The 19,634-nt window shown below is 64.8% G+C and carries 17 protein-coding genes; 9 read left to right on the plus strand and 8 right to left on the minus strand.

The window, feature by feature from the left end; all coding sequences use genetic code 11:
• Positions 1 to 8: 8 nt before the first annotated feature.
• The 4 genes from PSEST_RS16935 to PSEST_RS16950 all read right to left on the minus strand — a co-directional run bounded on the left by PSEST_RS16935 (position 9) and on the right by PSEST_RS16950 (position 7,445).
• Positions 9 to 3,764: a nitrate reductase subunit alpha gene (locus tag PSEST_RS16935; RefSeq protein ID WP_015278196.1), complete on the minus strand. Its 3,756-nt coding sequence runs from the start codon at positions 3,762 to 3,764 to the stop codon at positions 9 to 11.
• A 103-nt stretch (positions 3,765 to 3,867) separates the two neighbouring features.
• Positions 3,868 to 5,355: an MFS transporter gene (locus PSEST_RS16940; RefSeq protein WP_015278197.1), complete on the minus strand. Its 1,488-nt coding sequence runs from the start codon at positions 5,353 to 5,355 to the stop codon at positions 3,868 to 3,870.
• 14 nt (positions 5,356 to 5,369) lie between these two features.
• A complete protein-coding gene (locus PSEST_RS16945) occupies positions 5,370 to 5,828 on the minus strand; it encodes a universal stress protein (protein WP_015278198.1) in 459 nt (152 codons plus the stop codon).
• Between the two features lie 15 nt (positions 5,829 to 5,843).
• The gene (locus PSEST_RS16950) at positions 5,844 to 7,445 is read right to left on the minus strand and encodes an MFS transporter (protein WP_015278199.1); all 1,602 of its coding nucleotides are present in this window, start codon (positions 7,443 to 7,445) and stop codon (positions 5,844 to 5,846) included.
• Positions 7,446 to 7,710: 265 nt separating this feature from the next.
• Between PSEST_RS16950 and PSEST_RS16955 the strand changes: the two genes are divergently transcribed.
• The 4 genes from PSEST_RS16955 to PSEST_RS16970 all read left to right on the plus strand — a co-directional run bounded on the left by PSEST_RS16955 (position 7,711) and on the right by PSEST_RS16970 (position 12,023).
• Positions 7,711 to 9,690, plus strand: a complete 1,980-nt coding sequence (locus PSEST_RS16955) for an ATP-binding protein (RefSeq protein ID WP_041757073.1) — start codon at positions 7,711 to 7,713, stop codon at positions 9,688 to 9,690.
• A complete protein-coding gene (gene narL, locus PSEST_RS16960; RefSeq protein WP_015278201.1) occupies positions 9,668 to 10,276 on the plus strand; it encodes a two-component system response regulator NarL in 609 nt (202 codons plus the stop codon). Before PSEST_RS16955 ends, narL begins: the two co-directional genes overlap by 23 nt.
• A 169-nt stretch (positions 10,277 to 10,445) precedes the next feature.
• Entirely contained in the window at positions 10,446 to 11,231 is a 786-nt protein-coding gene (locus PSEST_RS16965; RefSeq protein WP_015278202.1) for a type IV pili methyl-accepting chemotaxis transducer N-terminal domain-containing protein, read from the plus strand.
• 102 nt (positions 11,232 to 11,333) lie between these two features.
• A complete protein-coding gene (locus PSEST_RS16970; protein ID WP_015278203.1) occupies positions 11,334 to 12,023 on the plus strand; it encodes a Crp/Fnr family transcriptional regulator in 690 nt (229 codons plus the stop codon).
• Positions 12,024 to 12,027: 4 nt separating this feature from the next.
• Here PSEST_RS16970 and PSEST_RS16975 read toward each other — a convergent pair whose 3' ends face one another.
• Positions 12,028 to 12,567: a DUF4345 domain-containing protein gene (locus tag PSEST_RS16975; RefSeq protein ID WP_015278204.1), complete on the minus strand. Its 540-nt coding sequence runs from the start codon at positions 12,565 to 12,567 to the stop codon at positions 12,028 to 12,030.
• 212 nt (positions 12,568 to 12,779) lie between these two features.
• Between PSEST_RS16975 and PSEST_RS16980 the strand changes: the two genes are divergently transcribed.
• The 3 genes from PSEST_RS16980 to PSEST_RS16990 all read left to right on the plus strand — a co-directional run bounded on the left by PSEST_RS16980 (position 12,780) and on the right by PSEST_RS16990 (position 15,062).
• Positions 12,780 to 13,523: a Crp/Fnr family transcriptional regulator gene (locus PSEST_RS16980; RefSeq protein WP_015278205.1), complete on the plus strand. Its 744-nt coding sequence runs from the start codon at positions 12,780 to 12,782 to the stop codon at positions 13,521 to 13,523.
• 117 nt (positions 13,524 to 13,640) lie between these two features.
• Entirely contained in the window at positions 13,641 to 14,075 is a 435-nt protein-coding gene (locus PSEST_RS16985; protein ID WP_015278206.1) for a DUF411 domain-containing protein, read from the plus strand.
• Between the two features lie 129 nt (positions 14,076 to 14,204).
• Positions 14,205 to 15,062, plus strand: a complete 858-nt coding sequence (locus PSEST_RS16990; protein ID WP_015278207.1) for a neutral zinc metallopeptidase — start codon at positions 14,205 to 14,207, stop codon at positions 15,060 to 15,062.
• Between the two features lie 105 nt (positions 15,063 to 15,167).
• Here PSEST_RS16990 and PSEST_RS16995 read toward each other — a convergent pair whose 3' ends face one another.
• The 3 genes from PSEST_RS16995 to PSEST_RS17005 form a co-directional block, all read right to left on the minus strand.
• Positions 15,168 to 15,770, minus strand: a complete 603-nt coding sequence (locus tag PSEST_RS16995; RefSeq protein WP_015278208.1) for an HAD family hydrolase — start codon at positions 15,768 to 15,770, stop codon at positions 15,168 to 15,170.
• Positions 15,767 to 16,636: an acyl-CoA thioesterase II gene (gene tesB / locus PSEST_RS17000; RefSeq protein ID WP_015278209.1), complete on the minus strand. Its 870-nt coding sequence runs from the start codon at positions 16,634 to 16,636 to the stop codon at positions 15,767 to 15,769. The genes PSEST_RS16995 and tesB overlap by 4 nt, the downstream gene beginning before the upstream one ends.
• 74 nt (positions 16,637 to 16,710) lie before the next feature.
• Complete coding sequence (locus PSEST_RS17005) at positions 16,711 to 17,265, minus strand: GNAT family N-acetyltransferase (RefSeq protein ID WP_015278210.1); 555 nt, start codon at positions 17,263 to 17,265, stop codon at positions 16,711 to 16,713.
• Positions 17,266 to 17,336: 71 nt separating this feature from the next.
• Here PSEST_RS17005 and PSEST_RS17010 point away from each other — a divergent pair, with 71 nt between their 5' ends.
• Both PSEST_RS17010 and PSEST_RS17015 read left to right on the plus strand, forming a co-directional pair.
• Entirely contained in the window at positions 17,337 to 18,257 is a 921-nt protein-coding gene (locus PSEST_RS17010) for a histone deacetylase (RefSeq protein WP_015278211.1), read from the plus strand.
• A 53-nt stretch (positions 18,258 to 18,310) separates the two neighbouring features.
• Positions 18,311 to 19,543, plus strand: coding sequence for a TIGR03862 family flavoprotein (locus PSEST_RS17015; protein ID WP_015278212.1), 1,233 nt, complete (start codon positions 18,311 to 18,313; stop codon positions 19,541 to 19,543).
• Positions 19,544 to 19,634 lie beyond the last annotated feature (91 nt).

Here is a 19,634-nt window from a genome sequence, read left to right on the forward strand (position 1 = left end):
CCTATTCCTCAGATGTCTTGCGGCAGGGGTTGCGGCAGGTCGTTGCCGTTCGGGCCGTCGAGCCAGTCGACCTTGGCCATCTTGCGTACCACGACGAACTCGTCACGGTTGCAACCCACGGTGCCGTAGTAGTTGAAGCCGTACGCCTGTTGGGCGTAACCGCCGATCATGTGGGTGGGCTTGAGCACCACGCGGGTCACCGAGTTGTGGTGGCCGCCGCGGGTCTTGGTGGTCTCGCTGCCGGGCACGTTCACGATGCGTTCCTGGGCGTGGTACATCATCACCATGCCTTCCATCACGCGCTGGCTGACCACCGCACGGGCGGTCAGGGCACCGTTGGCGTTGAAGCACTCGATCCAGTCGTTGTCCTCGATGCCGGCCTTCTTGGCATCGACTTCGGACATCCACACGATCGGGCCGCCACGGCTCAGGGTGAGCATGATCAGGTTGTCCGAGTAGGTGCTGTGAATGCCCCACTTCTGGTGCGGGGTGATCCAGTTCAGGACGATTTCGGTATTGCCGTTGCTCTTCTTGCCCTTCACGTAATCGATGGTGCGGGTGTTGATCGGCGGCCGGTAGCTCATCAGCTGCTCACCAAAGGCCTGCATCCACGGGTGATCCTGGAAGAATTGCTGGCGGCCGGTGATGGTGCGCCACGGGATGTACTCGTGGACGTTGGTGTAGCCGGCGTTGTACGACACATGCTCGTCTTCCAGGCCTGACCAGGTCGGGCTGGAGATGATCTTGCGCGGCTGCGCCTGGATGTCACGGAAGCGAATCGCCTCGTGCTCCTTGGGCAGCGCAAGGTGGCTGTGGTCGCGGCCGGTGAATTCCGACAGCGCGGCCCAGGCCTTCACCGCTACGTGGCCGTTGGTTTCCGGCGCCAGACTGAGGATGACCTCGGCCGCGTCGATGGCCGACTCGATCTGCGGACGCCCTTGGCTGACGCCCTCGTCGCGCACCTTGTAGTTCAGCTCGCCGAGGAAATCGACTTCATCCTGGGTGTTCCAGTTGATGCCCTTGCCGCCGTTGCCGAGCTTGTCGAGCAGCGGGCCGAGGGAGCTGAACTTCTTGTAGGTGGCCGGATAATCACGCTCGACGACCGTCATGTTCGGGCAGTTCTTGCCCGGCTGCGGATCGACGCCAGCGGTTTTCCAGTCGGTGCCGCCGAACGGCTGGGCCAGTTCGCCGGGGCTGTCGTGCAGCAGCGGCACGGTGACCAGATCCTTCTCCACGCCCAGATGACCTTCGGCCATCTTCGAGAACGACTTGGCGATACCCTTGTAGATTTCCCAGTCGGAACGCGCTTCCCAGGCCGGGTCGATGGCTGCCGACAGCGGGTGGATGAAGGGGTGCATGTCCGAGGTGTTCATGTCGTCCTTCTCGTACCAGGTCGCGGTCGGCAGGACGATGTCGGAGTACACGCAGGTCGAGGACATGCGGAAGTCGAGGGTGGTAACCAGGTCGAGCTTGCCGATGGCGCCGTCTTCCTGCCATTCGGCCTCGAGCGGCTTGAAGCCGTCGCGCTTGCCGAGGTCCTCGTTCATCACGCCGTTCTTGGTGCCCAGCAGGTACTTGAGCATGTACTCGTGGCCCTTGCCCGAGCTGCCCAGCAGGTTGGAGCGCCAGATGAACATGTTGCGCGGGAAGTTATCCGGGTTGTCCGGCTGCTCGCAGGCAAACTTCAGCGAACCGTCCTTCAGCGACTGGGTGACGTAGTCCACCGGCGACATGCCGGCCGCTTCGGCTTCACGGCAGATCTGCAGCGGGTTGCGGTTGAGCTGCGGCGCGCTCGGCAGCCAGCCGGCGCGTTCGGCGCGGATGTTGTAGTCGAGCATGTGCTCGGGGAACTGCGACTTGTCGGCCAGCGGCGAGAGCACTTCGTGGATGCTCATCTTCTCGTGGCGCCACTGCGAGCTGTGGTTGTAGAAGAAGCTGGTGCCGTTCATCTGGCGTGGCGGACGGTGCCAGTCGAGGCCGAAGGCCAGTGGCAGCCAGCCGCACTGCGGACGCAGTTTTTCCTGACCCACGTAGTGAGCCCAGCCGCCACCGGTCTGCCCTACGCAACCGCACAACATCAGCATGTTGATCAGGCCGCGGTAGTTCATGTCCATGTGGTACCAGTGGTTCATCGCCGCTCCGACGATGATCATGGAACGGCCATGGGTCTTGTCGGCGTTGTCGGCGAATTCACGGGCGATCTGGATCGCCTTCTCGCGGGACACGCCAGTGATGACTTCCTGCCAGGCCGGGGTGCCGGGCACGCTGGCGTCGTCGTAGCTGGAAGCGACGTTGGCGCCACCCAGACCACGGTCGATACCCAGGTTGGCGGCCATCAGGTCGAACACGGTGGCGACCTTGGTGGTGCTGCCATCGGCCAGGGTGATGCTGCGGACCGGCACGCGGCGCAGCTGGATGCTCTCGCCTTCGGCGTGCTGGAAGTGCTCGTGGAGGATGCCGCCGAAGTACGGGAAGGCAACTTCGGCAGTTTCGCCGCCATCGATCTGGGTCAGGCTCAGGTCGACATCGCGGCCGTCCTTGCCTTCGCGGGCTTCGATGTTCCACTTGCCCTTCTCGCCCCAGCGGTAGCCGATCGAACCCAGCGGCGAAACCAGCTCGCCGGTGGTGCCGTCGACGGCGATGGTTTTCCACTCAGGGTTGTTTTCCTGGCCGAGGTTGTCAGCCAGATCGGAGGCGCGCAGGAAGCGGTCGGCGATGTAGCTGCCATCCTTCTCGTTCAGGCGCACCAGCACCGGCAGGTCGGTGTAGCGCTTGGCGTAGTCACGGAAGTAGGCGCTCGGCTTCTCGAGGTGGAATTCCTTGAAGATGACGTGGGCGAAGGCCTGCGCCAGCGCGGCATCGGTACCCTGCTTCGGGTTGAGCCAGAGGTCGGTGAGCTTGGCGACTTCGGCGTAGTCCGGAGTGATGGCAACGGTCTTGGTGCCCTTGTAGCGGACTTCGGTGAAGAAGTGCGCGTCCGGCGTACGGGTCTGCGGGACGTTGGAACCCCAGGCGATGATGTAGTTGGAGTTGTACCAGTCGGCCGATTCCGGCACGTCGGTCTGCTCGCCCCACACTTGTGGCGAGGCCGGCGGCAGGTCGCAGTACCAGTCGTAGAACGACAGGCACACGCCGCCGATCAGCGACAGGTAGCGGCTACCGGCAGCGTAGGAAACCATCGACATGGCCGGGATCGGCGAGAAGCCGACCACGCGGTCCGGACCGTACTGCTTGACGGTGTAGACGTTAGCGGCGGCGATGATCTCGTTGACTTCTTCCCAGCTGGAACGGATGAAGCCACCCATGCCGCGCTTGCTCTTGTAGGACTCGGCCTTGGCCTTGTCCTCGACGATGCTGGCCCAGGCGTCCACCGGGCTCATGTTGCGTCGCGCTTCACGCCACAGTTTCAGCAGCGGCTTGCGCACCTTGGGGTACTTCAGGCGGTTGGCGCTGTAGATGTACCAGCTGTAGCTGGCCCCACGCGGGCAGCCGCGCGGCTCGTGGTTGGGCAGGTCGTTGCGGGTGCGCGGGTAATCGGTCTGCTGGGTTTCCCAGGTGATCAGGCCGTTCTTCACGTAGATCTTCCAGGAGCACGAACCGGTGCAGTTCACGCCGTGGGTGGAACGCACGATCTTGTCGTACTGCCAGCGGGAACGGTAGACGTTCTCCCAGTCGCGGGATTCGATGCGGGTTTCGCCATGACCATCGGCGAACTCGCCTTGCTTCCTGTTGAAGAAGCGCAGTTGATCGAGCAAGTGGCTCATTGTTTTCTCTCCTCACTCCGGTTGCGAACCACTGGCCCGACCGGTCGGCTTATCAATCTCGGCTCGCGCCAGCCACACGGGCTGGCGCATCTCGGTACAAATCTCAGGAAGCGATCTTCTGGCGGGCCTCCAACTCGCGGTCCACGCTGGACACGTAGTACTCGTCGGAGAACGCCCCCTCGGGCTCCTTCAGCCAGAGCAGGCAGAGCCCGAAGCTGACGAAGGCACCGGCGGCAATCACCATGAAGAATTGCGATGGGGTCACGAAGGTGAACAGGGTCAGGTAGCAGACCGCGCCAACGTTGCCGTAGGCCCCGGCCATGCCGGAGATCTGCCCGGTAACCCGGCGCTTGATCGAGGGGATGATTCCGAAGGTCGCGCCCTCGGCACCCTGGACGAACACCGAGCAGAGCACGGTGATTGCCACGGCGACGATCAGCGGCCACTTGGAGTTCATCAGGCCCATCAGCAGGAAGCCGACGGCGATCCCCAGCATGTACGCCAGCATCACGAAGCGACGGTTGCCGAAGCGGTCGGAGACCAGGCCGCCCATCGGGCGCGCCACCAGGTTCACGAAGGCGAACGACGCGGCGATGATGCCCGCAGTGGTCGGGGTCAGGCCCCAGGTCTGCTCGAAGAACATCGGCAGCATCGACACCACCGCCAGCTCCGCACCGAAGTTGGCGAAGTAGGTGGAGTTGAGTGCAGCTACGGTGTTGAAGGGGTATTTGTCGTCTTCCGGGACGCCCTTCTTCAGGATCGGCACGTTGACGCGCAGGATCTGCACCACCTGGAAGATCACCACCAGGGCGATCACCGCGTAGCAGATCATCGCGCCGGTGGAGCCCAGGTAGCCCAGGCCCTCGATGCGCCAGACCAAGATGCCGAGCACGCCGACCATGGGGATGGTCCAGACGATCAGCTTGATCATGTCGGCCCAGGTGCTGACTTCCAGCGCGCTGGCCTTGTGCGGCTTGCGGTGGATGGTGCCAACCGGGCCATCGGTGAGGGCGAACCAGTAGTACACGCCGTACAGCGCCATGATGATCGCCGAGCTGGCAATCGCCCAGCGCCAGCCTTCCGGACCACCGAAGGCATGGATGGCGATGGCCGGCAGGCTCATCGCGGCGGCAGCGGAACCGAAGTTGCCCCAGCCGGCGTAGAAGCCTTCAGCGAAACCGATGTCCTTGGGCTTGAACCACATGGCGGTCATGTGGATACCGACCACGAAGCTGGCACCGATGGAGCTGAGGATCAGGCGCGACACCAGCAGCTGGGTGCGGCTGTCACCGAAGGCGAAGAACAGTGCGGGTGCGGCCATCACCACCAGCAGCACCGAGAACACCCGGCGCGGGCCCCAGTGGTCGAGCGCCATGCCGACCAGGATGCGTGCCGGAATGGTCAGCGCCACGTTGGCGATGGCGAACAGCTTGAGGTCTTCGGGCGTCAGCCAGTTCACGCTTTTCAGCATGCTCGAGGCCAGCGGCGCCATGCCGAACCAGACGAAGAAGCAGATGTAGAACGCGATCCAGGTCAGATGCAGAGCTCTGATTTCGGGGCGCTTCCATTCGAACAGCGTAGAAACTCTCATGTTGAGCTCCTCACTCAGGGGCAGGCTTGAATCAGGACCGGGCAAGGCGCCCGGCGGGCCAGGAATGCGCTGACGCTGCCGAAGGTCATGTAGTCGAGTTCGTCGACCAACAGATTCAGCGAGCGGGAGATGAAGCCGCCGTCCGGTTCGTTGGAATGCCGCGCGATGACCAGCAGGTCGGGCTTCTTGTGCTCGGCTGCCTTGAGAATCATCTTGCGGGCGTCGCCCTCGGCGATGATCACGTCGGCGTCCAGGCCGAAGGCGCTGACCTTGTCAGCGGCCTCCTGCAGAAAGCTCTGGAACTCGCCACGCTCGCGCTCGTAGAGCTCGACGGCCGAATCACTGGTGTCACGGGTTTCTTCCACCACCCCGATGAGCATGATCAGCGGCTTGAGCGGGCCGAACATGTCGAGGGTCGCTTCCAGGGCTTTCCTGGCATTACGCGAGTTGTCGTAGGCAATCATGATTTTCATGGCGGCACTCCAGACTCAGGGGTTCTTCACGTAGGCGTTGGGGCGCAGGTAGAACCACCAGTTGAGGATCAGGCACAGCGCGTAGAACACCGCGAAGCCGTACATGGCCACCTCGGGGGTGCCGGCCTTGACCTGCTCGCCGATCACGATCGGGGCGACGAAGGAGCCGTAGGCGGCGACAGCGGAGGTCCAGCCGAGTACCGGGCCAGCCTTCTCGCGGTCGTAGATCACGCCGATGGTGCGGAAGGTGGAACCGTTGCCGATGCCGCTGGCAGCGAACAGCACCAGGAACAGCACCAGGAAGAGGAAGAAGTACTCTTCAGGCTGAGCCGAGCCGTAGGCCTGCTGCATCACATAGCCGGCGGCTACCGAGGCACCGACCATGACCACCGAGATCACCTGGGTGACGATCGAGCCGCCGACCTTGTCGGAGATCCAGCCACCCAGCGGACGGATCAGGGCGCCGATGAACGGGCCGATCCAGGCGTAGGTCAGGGCGCTTGGTGCATTCGGGTTGGCAATGCGGGTTACGGTGCCGTCAGCCGCCACTTCGTTCATGAAGCCGAAGATCACGGTGATCGACAGCGGCAGCGCCATGGAGAAGCCGATGAAGGAACCGAAGGTCAGGATGTAGAGGATGCTCATCGACCAGGTGTGCTTGTCCCGGAAGATGGTGAACTGGCGCTTGATGTTCGGCTTGATGCTGCCTGGCAGCATGCGCAGCATGCCGAGGGTCAGGCCGATGGTGAGCAGCATCACGCCCCACATGTTCAGCACGCCGAGACCGGTCGGGGCTGGCAGGTAGAGGTACAGGCCAAGCGCGGCAGCGACGAAGGCCACGCCGTAGAGGCCGAGAATCTTGCCAAAGGCGTTCAGCGGGTAGCCCGGAGTCGGCGAGATCACCAGCAGGTTGTTCATGCCGAACCAGCCGGCGAAGGCCAGCGGGACGAGGAACAGCAGCCAGACCCAGCCGGCGTTCTGGATCCAGGTTTCGGTACCGGCCGAGATCTTGCCGATCAGCGTACCGCTGTCCTTGATCAGCTCCATCGGCGCACCAGCTACAGCACCGAACACACCGGCGGTCATCACCAGCGGGATCAGGATCTGCATGGTGGTCACGCCGAAGTTGCCGAGGCCCGCGTTCAGACCCAGGGCCAGGCCCTGCTGGTTCTTCGGGAAGAAGGTGCTGATGTTGCTCATCGAGCAGGCGAAGTTGCCGCCGCCAATGCCGGAGAGGAAAGCCAGCAGCTGGAATACCCACAGCGGGGTGTCCTGGCTCTGCAAGGCGAGACCGGCGCCGGCCGCCGGGATCATCAGCAGCGCGGTGGTCAGGAAGATGGTGTTGCGTCCGCCGGCGATGCGGATCATGAACGACGCCGGAATGCGCAGCGTGGCGCCAGTGAGGCCGGCGATGGCGGTCAGGGTGAACAGCTCAGCGGGCTGGAACGGAAATCCCAGATTGAGCATCTGCACCGTGACGATGCCCCACATCAGCCAGATGGCAAAGCCCATCAGCAGGCTCGGGATGGAGATCCAGAGATTGCGATTGGCGATCCGCTTGCCGGTGGTGTCCCAGAATTTCTGGTCCTCCACGTCCCACTTTTCGATATTGCTCATGGTCGATCCTCTTGGCGCCAGGACCCTGCTTGCAAACGCAGCGGGATCAGGAATGGCTCGCACGCTAAGCGGAGCGGACCGAGCGAAATTTGACTCAGGTCAATACACGACTGGTGGCAATTTGCTTGGCCGGGTCTTTCTACCTCTTTGGAGATACCCTGAATCCTTCGAAAAAATCGTTTTATTTCAACAGGTTAAACGCACTAGACGGAGCGCCTCATGGGCCCCGGATTAACCCTCAATGCATTGGGAGTACACCCCCACCGTGGCAAGCCTTCGAGACAAGGCGCAGAATGCGAACACCGCCACAGCGACGATCAAGAACATGCCCCACTCCGAAAGCGAGCAGCTCGCCACACGCCATTCGATCGTGTTCAACACGCTGGTTGCCTTCGTCGTGATCATCGGGTTTTCGCTGATCAGCATGCTCGCCAGCCTGTACCTGGCCGACGCCCTGGAGGGTGATGCCGAAGCGATCAACCAGGCCGGCAGCCTGCGCATGCAGGCCTATCGCCTGGCCTTCACCGCCGAACATGGCCCGCAGGATCTGCTTGCCGAACGGATCGAGACACTCGAGCGCACACTGCGCTCGGCCTCGCTGCGCTCGGCGCTGCACCGTCATGGCGACACGCCGCTGCCGGGGCTGCATGCCGGCGTGATGCAGCATTGGCAGGAGCGGATGCGACCGCTGCTCGATGCGCAACCGGCGCAGCTCGATGACTACCGTCAGGAAGCACCGGAGTTCGTCAGTGAGCTGGACGTCTTCGTACGCACCCTGCAGGAGGCATCCGAAGGCAAGCTCGGCGTCATCCGCGCCCTGCAGGCCGGCACCCTGTTCGTCATCGTGCTGATCGCCTTCGTGCTGATCTACGGCTTGCACAACAACCTGGCCTCGCCGCTGCGCAGCCTGACCAGGATGGCCCGCGACATCGGCAAGGGTGACTTCAGCGGCCAGGTGCAGATTCCCGGTGACACCGAACTGAGTCTGCTGGCGCGCACGCTGAACCAGATGAGCCAGGAGCTGGCCGGCCTCTACGCAGAAATGGAGCAGAAGGTCGACGACAAGACTGCCGCCCTCACCCGCAGCAATGCGACCCTGCAGTTGCTGTTCAACAGCGCGCGAATGCTCTACAGCCAGCCGGATGACCCCTCGCAGATGATGGGCTCGCTGCTGGCCAAGGTGCAGCAGATCCTCGGCACCGGCCCGATCTCGCTGTGCCTGAACCGTACCGCCGAAACCGGCAGCCACACCGCGATGACCTCGAACGACCTGCAGCCGCCGGATTACTGCAAGCTGCCGCAATGCGATGTCTGCCTGGTCAACCAGACCGGCCGGTTGCCCAGCGGCGAGGAGCTGGTGACGTTCGAGCTGCGCTCGGGCCAGGATGACCTCGGCTCGCTGCGCGTCGCTCATCCGGAAGGGCAACCACTGGAATCCTGGCAGACGTTGCTGCTGACGACCCTGGCTGACCTGTTCGCTGCCTCGCTGAGCCTCGCCCAGCTGGGTCAGAAACAGGCGCGCCTGGCGCTGATGGAGGAACGCGCGGTGATCGCCCGCGAACTGCATGACTCCCTGGCGCAGGCGCTGTCGGCGCAGAAGCTGCAACTGGCCCGCCTCAAGCGCCTGATGCAGAAGGACAGCGGGCAGGCGCAGCTGGACGACAGCGTGCAGCAGATCGACCGCGGCCTGAACTCGGCCTATCGGCAGTTGCGCGAGCTGCTCACCACCTTCCGCATCAAGGTCAACGAACCGGGCCTCAAACCGGCGCTGCAGGCGACCGTCGAGGAGTTCGGCGCCAACTCCGGCCTGCAGATCATCAACGACTACCACCTGGACCACTGCCCGCTCACCCCCAACGAGGAAGTGCACTGCCTGCAGATCATCCGCGAGGCATTGAGCAACGTGGTCAAGCACGCCGAGGCCGACCACTGCTGGCTGAAGCTGACCCAGGACGAGATCGGCACCATCCACGTGAAAATCGAGGACGACGGGATCGGTATCAGCCCGGAAGAACAGCGTGCCGGCCATTACGGCCTGATCATCCTGCGCGAGCGCGCCAACAGCCTGAACGGCAACATCAGCATCGGCCTGCGCCCCGGTGGCGGCACCTCGGTGCATCTCCGCTTCCCGCCAGCCTATCGCCACATTCCCCTGAAACAGGAGCCAGTCACGTATGAACGAAGGGACATCCACACGAATCCTGCTGGTCGACGACCATCCCATGATGCGTCGGGGTCTGCGTGACCTGCTGGAGCTGGAAGACGACCTGGAGCTGATTGGCGAGGCAGGCAACGGCGAAGAGGCGATCCGCCTGGCGCTGGAGATCGAACCCGACCTGATCCTGATGGACCTCAACATGCCGGGCATCGACGGCCTGGAAACCACCCGGCGCATGCGCGATGCCGACATCGACGCACGCATCGTCATGTTCACCGTCTCCGACGAGCAGAGCCACGTGCTCGAAGCGCTGCGCAACGGTGCTGACGGCTATCTGCTCAAGGACATGGACGCCGAGCAGCTGATCGAGCAGATCCGCATTGCCGCCACCGGACGCATGGCGCTCAGTCCGGAGCTGACCCAGGTGCTGGCCGAGGCGATCCGGGTCCGCCCGAAGCCGTCGGGCCAGGTGCAGTTCTCCAGCCTGACCAAACGCGAGAAGGAAGTGCTGCGCCTGATCGCCAAGGGCCAGAGCAACAAGATGATCGCGCGCAAGCTCGGCATCACCGAGGGTACGGTCAAGGTCCACGTGAAGAATCTGCTGCACAAGCTCGGTCTGCGCTCGCGGGTCGAGGCCGCGGTCTGGGTGCTGGAGAACGAAGCGAAAGCCTGACCACAGCACCACCGCCGGCGGTTTCTGTGCGCCAACACCCAACCCGCAGCGACGCCGGCACGCCCTTGACGATCATCAATGCCATCGCAGTGGAGCGCTCTATCGTCTCGTCCTCGCCGAGCTGACTACTCAGTCAGCATCGCGCCCCGCCCGGACGTAAGGAGCGCCCATGTTCAGATTCCTGCTACCCACCTCACTGCTGCTGGGCCTGCTGGCCGGCAGCCTGTCCTGCCAGGCCGCCATCAGTGACGCGGAAGCCGTCAACCGCGCCGGCATGCAACGCATGCTCAGCCAGCGCATCGCCAAGAACTACCTGATGATCGGCACCGATACCCGGGTCGACCTTGCCGGGACACAGCTCGACAGCAGCATTGCCAGCATCGAAGAGAATGCGCAGCTGCTCAACGATTACGCCCCCAGCGAAAGCATCCGCAAGGCACTCAACGAGGCAAACCAGACCTGGGTTCAGTACCGGCAGATCGCGCTGACCCGACCGGATCGCGGACAGTCCGCCGAGCTGCTGCGCCTGGCCGAGCGCTTTCTCGGCCAGAGCGAAGCCTTGGTCCAGGAAATCGAGCGTCATAGCGGCAATCAGGCCGCACGCCTGGTCAATCGCAGCGGCCGCCAGCGCATGCTCAGCCAACGCATTGCCATGCTCTACCTGGCCATGAGCTGGAAGCTGCCGGAGCAACGCCTGCGCGGCGACTTCGACGCTGCGGTGGCCGAGTTCGAACGCGGCCTGGAAGAACTGCAGAAAGCGCCGCAGAACACCGAGCAGATCAGCCGCCAGCTCGACCAGATCGACACCCAGTGGCGTTTCGCCCGCGCGGGATTCAGCCTGGCGGATGACTCCCGCTTCGTGCCGACCGTGATCGTCACCACCAGTGATTCGCTGCTGCGCAAGATCGAGCAGCTGACCCTGGACTACGAGCGCCTGGCTGGCAGCGCGCGCTGAGGGTCGACTACCTCTCCTGCTCAGAAAGAGGTATGGCTTAGGGGAAATGGGATAGCGGCACTGTGCAACCTAGCATGCCCTCCATCTAAGGGAGGGGTAGCCATGCTGACGGGCTCTGCAGTGCTGAATACCTTGCGTCGTCATCATCTGTTCAGCGGGCTGGCAGAAGCGGCGCTGCAGGATATTGCGGCGCATACCACGGTGAAGCGCCTGCCAGCGGGTTGCACGCTGTTCCATCAGGGCGATGCCGCCGAGCACTTTCACGTGCTGATCAATGGGCAGGTCAAGCTGCACCGGGTCACCTGCGATGGCCAGGAGAAGGTCATCGAGGTGGTCCGTCCCGGCGAGGCCTTCGCCGAGGCGATGCTGTTCAACAAGCTCCCCGAGCATCCGCTGAGCGCCACCACGCTCAAGGAAAGTCTGGTGCTCAACGTGCAGAACAGTCATTACCTGCGCCTGCTGGAGACCCAGCCGCAGCTGTGCATGCAGCTGCTCAGCAGCCTCAGCGCACGCCTCAATCAGCGCCTGCACCAGATCGATAACCTGACTTCATCGAACGTCTGTCAGCGCGTCGTGCGTTATCTGTTCCAGGAACTGCAGGCCGCACGCAGCGGCGTGATCGACCTGGACCTGCCCAAGCGCCTGATCGCTTCGCAACTGGGTATCCAGCCGGAGACGCTGTCACGCATCCTGCATCGCCTGACCGATGCCGGGCTGATCGCGGTGCAGCGCCGGCGCATCGAAATCCTCGACCAGCACAGCCTCTCGGCCTACCTCGAAGCCGCGGCGTGAATGCCTAGGCGGCAGGATCGCCACGCCGGAACGGCTGTGGCGCCGCTTCCGCCGGAGACGGCTCGACTGGCGGCGGGCCATCGCCGAGCTTGAACGGTTGCGGCGGCTCGCTGACCAGCCTGCGGGTGGCGGGCGCCATGCGCTGCGGCTCGGGCTCCGGGCGCTCGCGAATGACGTGCCAGGCAAACCCGGCGAGCAACGCCGCCAGCACCCGGTAGATCAGCGAGGCCAGATCGAAGCCGACCAGCGCACCGCCGTCCAGCCAAAGCGACACCAGCCTGCCCAGCACCAGTGCCGCCATGGTGATCATCAACATCATCAACGCCGGTCGCGCGCGCTCCGGTTCACGCGCGGCCCACAGCAGGAACAGCGCAAGGCCCAGCTGCAGCCCGCCGTAGTAGACCCGCATATGACTGACCGAGGCGCTCTCCATCAGCAGCATGCCGTTCAGATTGGCCATCTCGTAGGGCCAAAGCCAGTAGGCGAGGCTCAGGCAGGCCATGACCAGCGCCTGCGCAAGCAGAACGAAACGGGCAAAACGCATCGAAAACTCTCCTGATGTGCGACTCGGTATCCCGGTAGGTCAGAGACTGTTTCAAACGCACTTGGTTCGCCCGGCCAGCCGCCAGCGATGCGCTGTGACGCTCGACCGGCTCACCGGCAATCGCTTCTACCTCCTACGAAGGTGATACCCCATCGGCAGGATCGACCGGCTACCTGCCACTTACTACCATCCGACCTCGGAGGTAACTGATCATGTCCAAACAGTCCACACACCTGGCCGTGCTTCGCAACCATCCGCTGTTCAACGGGCTGCCTGAATCGGCGCTCGACGAGCTTGAACAGGCAACCTGCAGCAGACGACTGCAAGCCGGCCAGACCCTTTATTACCAGGGCGACAGCGCCCAGAACTTCTTCATCCTTGTCCACGGCCAGCTCAAGCTGCACCGCCATAGCAGCGACGGCAACGAGCATGTCCTCGGCATCGTGCGTCCCGGTGGCGCACTGGGCGAGACGCTGCTGTACGACAGGCGGCCGAGCCATCTGCTCACCGCCACGGCACTGCGCGACTCGCTGGTGATCCAGATACACAACGCCAGCTACCGCAACCTGCTCGAGCGCTACCCGCGACTGGCGCCGGCGCTGCTCGCCCGGCTGAGCGAGCGGCTCAACCAGCGCCTGGAAGACATCGACAACCTGGCCACGTCCAGCGCCAACCATCGCGTTGCGCGCTTCCTCATGCTTCGGCAGAAGAGCAACAGCGGCGTGGTCGAGCTGGACATACCCAAGCGGCTGATCGCGTCCAAGCTGGGCATCCAGCCGGAGACGCTGTCGCGCATCCTGCATCGCCTGTCCGATGCCGGACTGATCAGCATGCAGAGCCGGCGCATCGACATTCTCGACCAGCGCAAGCTTGCGGCCTTTCTCCACGATTCGGTCGATCAGCGCTGCCATCCAATGGGCACCGGCAGCCTGACCACGCTGCGCAAAGCCGGCTGATGCCGTCCGGCGCCGACCGTCGGAACCTGCAAACGCTGAAACATGTGGCACGCAGGAATTGCGGCCCGGCCGCCGGACGAGCGCTATGCTGCACACCTCGCCTGTCGGAGTAATCCTATGCGCCGCCTTCTGCTTCTGCCCGTCCTGTTCGCCGGCTTTGCCCAGGCGGCCGAGCCCATCGCGATCGACGTCTACCGCGACCCCAACTGCGGCTGCTGCGAAGCCTGGATCGACCACCTGGAAGCCAACGGCTTCACGGTGACCGATCACGTGGTCAACGACATGACCTCGGTAAAGATGGAGCACCGTGTTCCGCATCGCCTCGGCTCCTGTCACACCGGCGTGATCGACGGCAAGTTCGTCGAGGGCCATGTGCCGGCCGCCGACATTCTCAAGCTACGCGCACAACCTGACCTGATCGGCGCCGCGGTGCCGGGTATGCCAGTCGGCTCGCCGGGTATGGAAATGGGCGAGCGTAAGGACGCCTTCAAGGTCATCGGCGTCAGCAAGCAGGGCAAGGAAAGCGTGCTTTCCGAGTACCCCGGCAACTGATCAATCAGTCCCATCGCCAGGGCCAGCCGTCGCACCTGCAGCTTTTTCGCGCCGAACGGGTCTGAGTGGAAAGCAGCGGCCGCTTCGATGCGGCCGCGATCTCCCGCAAAACCGTTAGAGGATCAACTCATGCGCTGGAATCGTGCCCGACGCAGCGACAACGTAGTGGACGCCCGGGGCCGCAGCGGCATGCGCCTCGGCGGCGGCCTGGGCCTGGGTGGCATTGCTATTGTCGTGATCATCGGCCTGCTCTCCGGCCAGGACCCGTTGCAGATTCTCGGTCAGCTGGCCAGCCAGAGCGGGCCTCCGGTTACCCAGCAAAGCCAGCGGCCGGCCGGAGATGACCCGCAGACCGAGTTCGTCCGGGCCATCCTCGGCGACACTGAAGACACCTGGCGCGCCCTGTTCCAGCAGCACGGCACGCAGTACCGCGACCCGACCCTGGTGCTGTTTCGCGGCGGCGTGAATTCAGCCTGCGGCTTCGCCAGTTCGGCGGTGGGCCCGTTCTATTGCCCGGGCGACCAGCAGGTCTACCTCGATCTGCAGTTCTTCGACGAAATGGCCCAGCGCTTCTCAGCCTCCGGTGACTTCGCCCAGGCGTACGTCATCGCCCATGAAGTCGGCCACCACGTGCAGACCCTGCTCGGCGTTTCGCAGCAGATGCAGGCCGCACGCCAGCGCGGTGCGAAGATGGAAGGCGATAACGGCCTGCTGGTGCGCCAGGAACTGCAGGCCGACTGCTTCGCCGGGGTCTGGGCCTATCACGCGCAGCAGCGTCATGACTGGCTGGAGGAAGGCGACCTGGAAGAGGCACTGAACGCCGCCAACGCCATCGGTGATGACAACCTGCAGAAGCGCAGCCAGGGCCGCGTGGTGCCGGATGCCTTCACCCACGGCACCTCGGCGCAGCGGGTACGCTGGTTCCGCGATGGCTTCGAACACGGTGACCCGACACGCTGCGACACCTTCAAGGCCGCGCGGCTGTAGGGACGACAGGCTCGGGTCAGGTCACTCCTGCGGGCTCGTTATGGTTTACGGCCGGGTGGGTACGAAGGGCGCCGACGCGTGTCGTCATCATCCGCAGTGCCGCGTTCAAGCCTCGCCCGAAGACAGCAGCCCGTGCAGAACCCGGCAATCCCGCGCGTACAGATCGGTCAGCTCCGGCCATTCGTTGTGCGGCACGTTCACCAGCACACCGCGCGCGCCCGCTGCCCTGGCGCATTCCAGATCGAAGCGGTAGTCGCCGACCATCAGCATCGCCGCCGGGGCCACGCCCCAACGCTGCGCCAAATGCAGCAGTCCGCCCGGATGCGGCTTGGGCGGCGCTTCGTCGCGACCGAGAATGTCCTCAGGCAGAAAGCAGTCGCCCATGCCGACCGCATCCAGGGTCACCTTCGCCAGCTCGTGGGCATTGCGGGTGAGCACGCCAAGCCGGCAGCCACGCTCGCGCAGCGTGTGCAACAGCTCGCGGGCGCCTTCTGCCGGGCGCGCGGCATAGGCCAGTTCACGCTCGTGTTCGAGCAACCAGGCGTGCTTGGCCGCCGCTTCCTCGGCCGGCAGCGCCGCCAGGTGATGGAGGATGTCGTCTTCCTCGGGGATCTCCAGCGCACGGCGGATCGCGGCGAAATCGTGCACGGCGATGGTCAGGGTGCCGTCCATGTCGAACACCCAGTGCCGCACCTCGGCGATCCTCACATCCAGTCCTCGCGCACGCGGATCAGGCCTTCCTGCGCCACCGAGGCGACCAGCTGGCCCTGGCGGTTGAAGATGCTGCCACGGGCGAAGCCGCGCGCATTGCCGGCCCAGGGGCTGTCGATGGAATACAGCAGCCAGTCGTCCATCTTCACCTCGCGGTGGAACCAGATGGCGTGATCGAGGCTGGCCAGCTGAATGAACTTGCTCCACGAACTGACGCCATGGGGCTGCAACGCGGTGCCGATAAAGCTGAAGTCCGAGGCGTAGGCCAGCAGGTACTTGTGCAGCGCAGGGCTGTCGGGCAGCGAGCCGTCGGCGCGGAACCACAGGTGGCGCACCGGTTCGATCGGCTGCGGATTGGCCGGATCGACCAGGGTCACCGGGCGGATCTCGATGGGCTTGGGCCGACGCAGCTTCTCCATCACCCGCTCGGGCACCATCGGCGACAGCTTGTGCAGCAGCTCCCACTCGTTGGGCAGGTCGTCCGGCCCAACCACGTCCGGCATCGGCAACTGGTGCTCGTAGCCGCTCTCCCCGGCCTGGAACGAGGCGATGCCGGTGAAGATGGTCTGCCCCTTCTGAATCGCGCTGACCCGGCGCGTGGTGAAGCTGCCGCCATCGCGCACCCGATCGACGTCGTACACCACCGGCTGGTGCGAGTCGCCAGGACGCAGGAAATAGCCGTGCAGCGAATGCACATGGCGCTCCGGCGTCACCGTCTGGCTGGCAGCGGAGATCACCTGGCCGAGGACCTGGCCGCCGAACAGCTGGGGAAAGCCGAGATCCTGGCTGGCACCGCGGAAGAGGTTTTCCTCGATGCGTTCCAGGGTCAGCAGGTTGACCAGCCCGTCGAGTATCTGAGTCATGTCGGCTTCCTTGATAGGGGGCATGCAGGCGCGCCATGTTACGGATTTCGCCGAAATCGCTCCAGCAACAGTGCTTATTGTCGCCAATCGTCCCGCTGCAGGCGGTAGAGCACCTGCAAATGCAGAGGGTGTTCAGGCGCCAGATCGGGATGGCCGAACGAGCTTGCGTGCTCCGCGCGCATGCCGAGCCCTTCCAGCAGCTGCGTGGCCGGCTCGTTGATCTGCGCCGCACAGGCGACCACCTCGGGCAGGCCGAGCTCGCCAAAGGCGCAGTCAAGTACAGCTTGCGCGGCCTCATGGACCAGACCCTGCCCCCACTGATCGCAGGCCACAGCCCAGAGCAGCTCGAGCGCGGGCGTCGGCGAAGGCAAGGAACACGAGGCGAGCCCGCAGTAACCGATGAACGCCTTGCTGTCCTTGCGCTCCAGCGCCCACAGGCCGAAGCGGTGACGCACGAAGTGCAAGCGACTGCGCACCATCAGCGCCGCACAGTCGTCACGCGACATCAGCGCCGAGCAATAGCGCATCACTTCCGGGTCGGCGCACAGCCGCGCCAACAACTCGAGATCGTCGTCATGCCAGTGGCGCAGCCTGAGCCGCGGTGTCTCAAGTGCGATTCGTGCGACCATCCCTGCTCCCTTGAGCGCTCCGACGGCCAGCCTGCATACTGCGGCGCACATCCATCGAACACGCGTGGTTCATGTCGCTTCCCCTGGTCTTCCACGATGATTACAGCCCGCCGCTGCCACCGGGCCATCGCTTCCCCATGGAGAAGTTTCGTCTGCTGCGCGACCATCTGGTCGCCTTGGGTTTGACCACAGACGCAACGCTATTGCGCCCCGAGCTATGCGGCCACGACATTCTGGCGCTGGCACACGACCCTGACTACGTCGCGCGCTACTGCAGCGGCGAGATGGGCCGCGACGAGCTGCGCCGCCTCGGCCTGCCCTGGAGTCCGGAGCTGGCGCAGCGTACGGTGCGCGCCGTGGGCGGCTCGCTGCTAGCGGCCGAGCAGGCACTGCAGCACGGCCTGGCCTGCCATCTGGCGGGTGGCACGCACCATGCCCACCGAGACCACGCCTCGGGTTTCTGCATCTTCAACGACTTGGCGGTGATCGCGCTGTATCTGCTGGAAAGCGGGCGTGTCGGGCGCGTGCTGATCTTCGACTGCGACGTGCATCAGGGCGACGGCACCGCGCGCATCCTGGAAAACATACCCGATGCGGTGACCGTCTCGCTGCACTGCGAAAAGAACTTCCCCACGCGCAAGGCCCACAGCGACTGGGATATCCCGCTGCCGCCGGGCATGGGCGACGAGGCCTATCTCAAGGTGGTGCACGACACGCTGAACTACCTGCTGCCAATCTACCAGCCAGACCTGGTGCTCTACGATGCCGGTGTGGATGTGCATCGCGACGACGCCCTCGGCCTGCTCTCGCTCAGCGATGCAGGCCTGGCGGCGCGCGACAGTGCCGTGCTGGATCACTGCCTCGGCCGTGATATTCCGGTGGTTGGCCTGATCGGCGGCGGCTACGACAAGGACCGCGCCCTGCTCGCCCGCCGCCACGCGACCTTGCATGTCAGCGCCCACTCGGCCTGGCAGCGCCACGGACTCGGCTGAGCAACCGTCAGCGGCTACAATGCGCGCCCCGTGATGTTCGCCAGGCTATCGCCATGACCCCGCCCGCCCCTTCCTACCGTGTCGCCATCATCGGCGGCGGCCCCGCCGGGCTGATGGCCGCCGAAGTGCTCGGCCAGGCCGGGGTCACCGTCGATCTGTACGACGCCATGCCGTCGGTGGGGCGCAAGTTCCTCCTTGCCGGGGTCGGCGGCATGAACATCACCCATGCCGAGGACTACGCCGCCTTCGTCAACCGCTACGGCGAACGCGCCGGCGAGCTGCGCCCGCTGCTGGACGCTTTCACACCCGCCGCGCTGCGCGAATGGATTCACGGGCTGGGCATCGACACCTTCGTCGGCAGTTCCGGCCGGGTGTTCCCTAGCGACATGAAGGCCGCGCCGTTGCTGCGCGCCTGGCTCAAGCGCCTGCGCGAGAGCGGCGTGCAGCTGCACACCCGCCAGCGCTGGCTGGGCTGGGACGAGCACGGCGCGCTGCGTATCGCCGGGCCGCAAGGCGAAACCCGAGTCGCGGCGCACGCCACCCTGCTCGCCCTCGGCGGCGGCAGCTGGGCGCGACTGGGCTCGGATGGCGCCTGGGTACGGTTGCTGCAAAACCGCGGCATTGCCATCGCACCGCTGCAGCCGGCCAATTGTGGCTTCGAAGTGGCCGGCTGGAGCGAGCACCTGCGCGAGAAATTCGCCGGCGCGCCGCTGAAGACGGTGAGCCTGGCGTTGCCCGGCGAAGCCCCGCGCAAGGGCGAGTTCGTGCTCACCGCCACGGGTATCGAGGGCAGCCTGGTCTATGCGCTGTCCGCGCGCATCCGTGAGACGATCAATCGCGACGGCGCCGCGACCGTGCTGCTCGACCTGCTGCCGGATCGCAGCCAGGTACAGATTGCCGACGCTCTGGCCAGACCGCGCGGTTCGCAGTCGATGGCCAAGCATCTGCATCGCCAGCTGAAGCTCGATGGGGTCAAGGCGGCACTGTTGCGCGAACTGACCGATGCCACCACGTTCCATGACCCGCAGGCGCTGGCCGCGGCGATCAAGGCGCTGCCCATCCGCCTGCTGCACCCGCGCCCGCTGGACGAAGCCATCAGCAGCGCTGGCGGGGTACCGTTCGAGGCACTGGATGCCAACCTCATGCTGCGTCAACTGCCCGGCGTGTTCTGCGCCGGCGAGATGCTCGACTGGGAAGCACCCACCGGTGGCTATCTGCTGACCGCCTGTTTCGCCAGCGGAAGAGCCGCGGCCGAGGGCATGCTGCGCTGGCTGCGCGACCACTAGTCACTCGCCGGTTGCCCCGTGCGCTGCTAGCTTCAGTTGCAGAGCGCGCGCCGCAAGCAGTACCCCGTTTGGCGCGCGAGGACGAACACGC

Source organism: Stutzerimonas stutzeri RCH2 (assembly GCF_000327065.1).
GTDB classification, from domain to species: Bacteria; Pseudomonadota; Gammaproteobacteria; order Pseudomonadales; family Pseudomonadaceae; genus Stutzerimonas; species Stutzerimonas stutzeri_AE.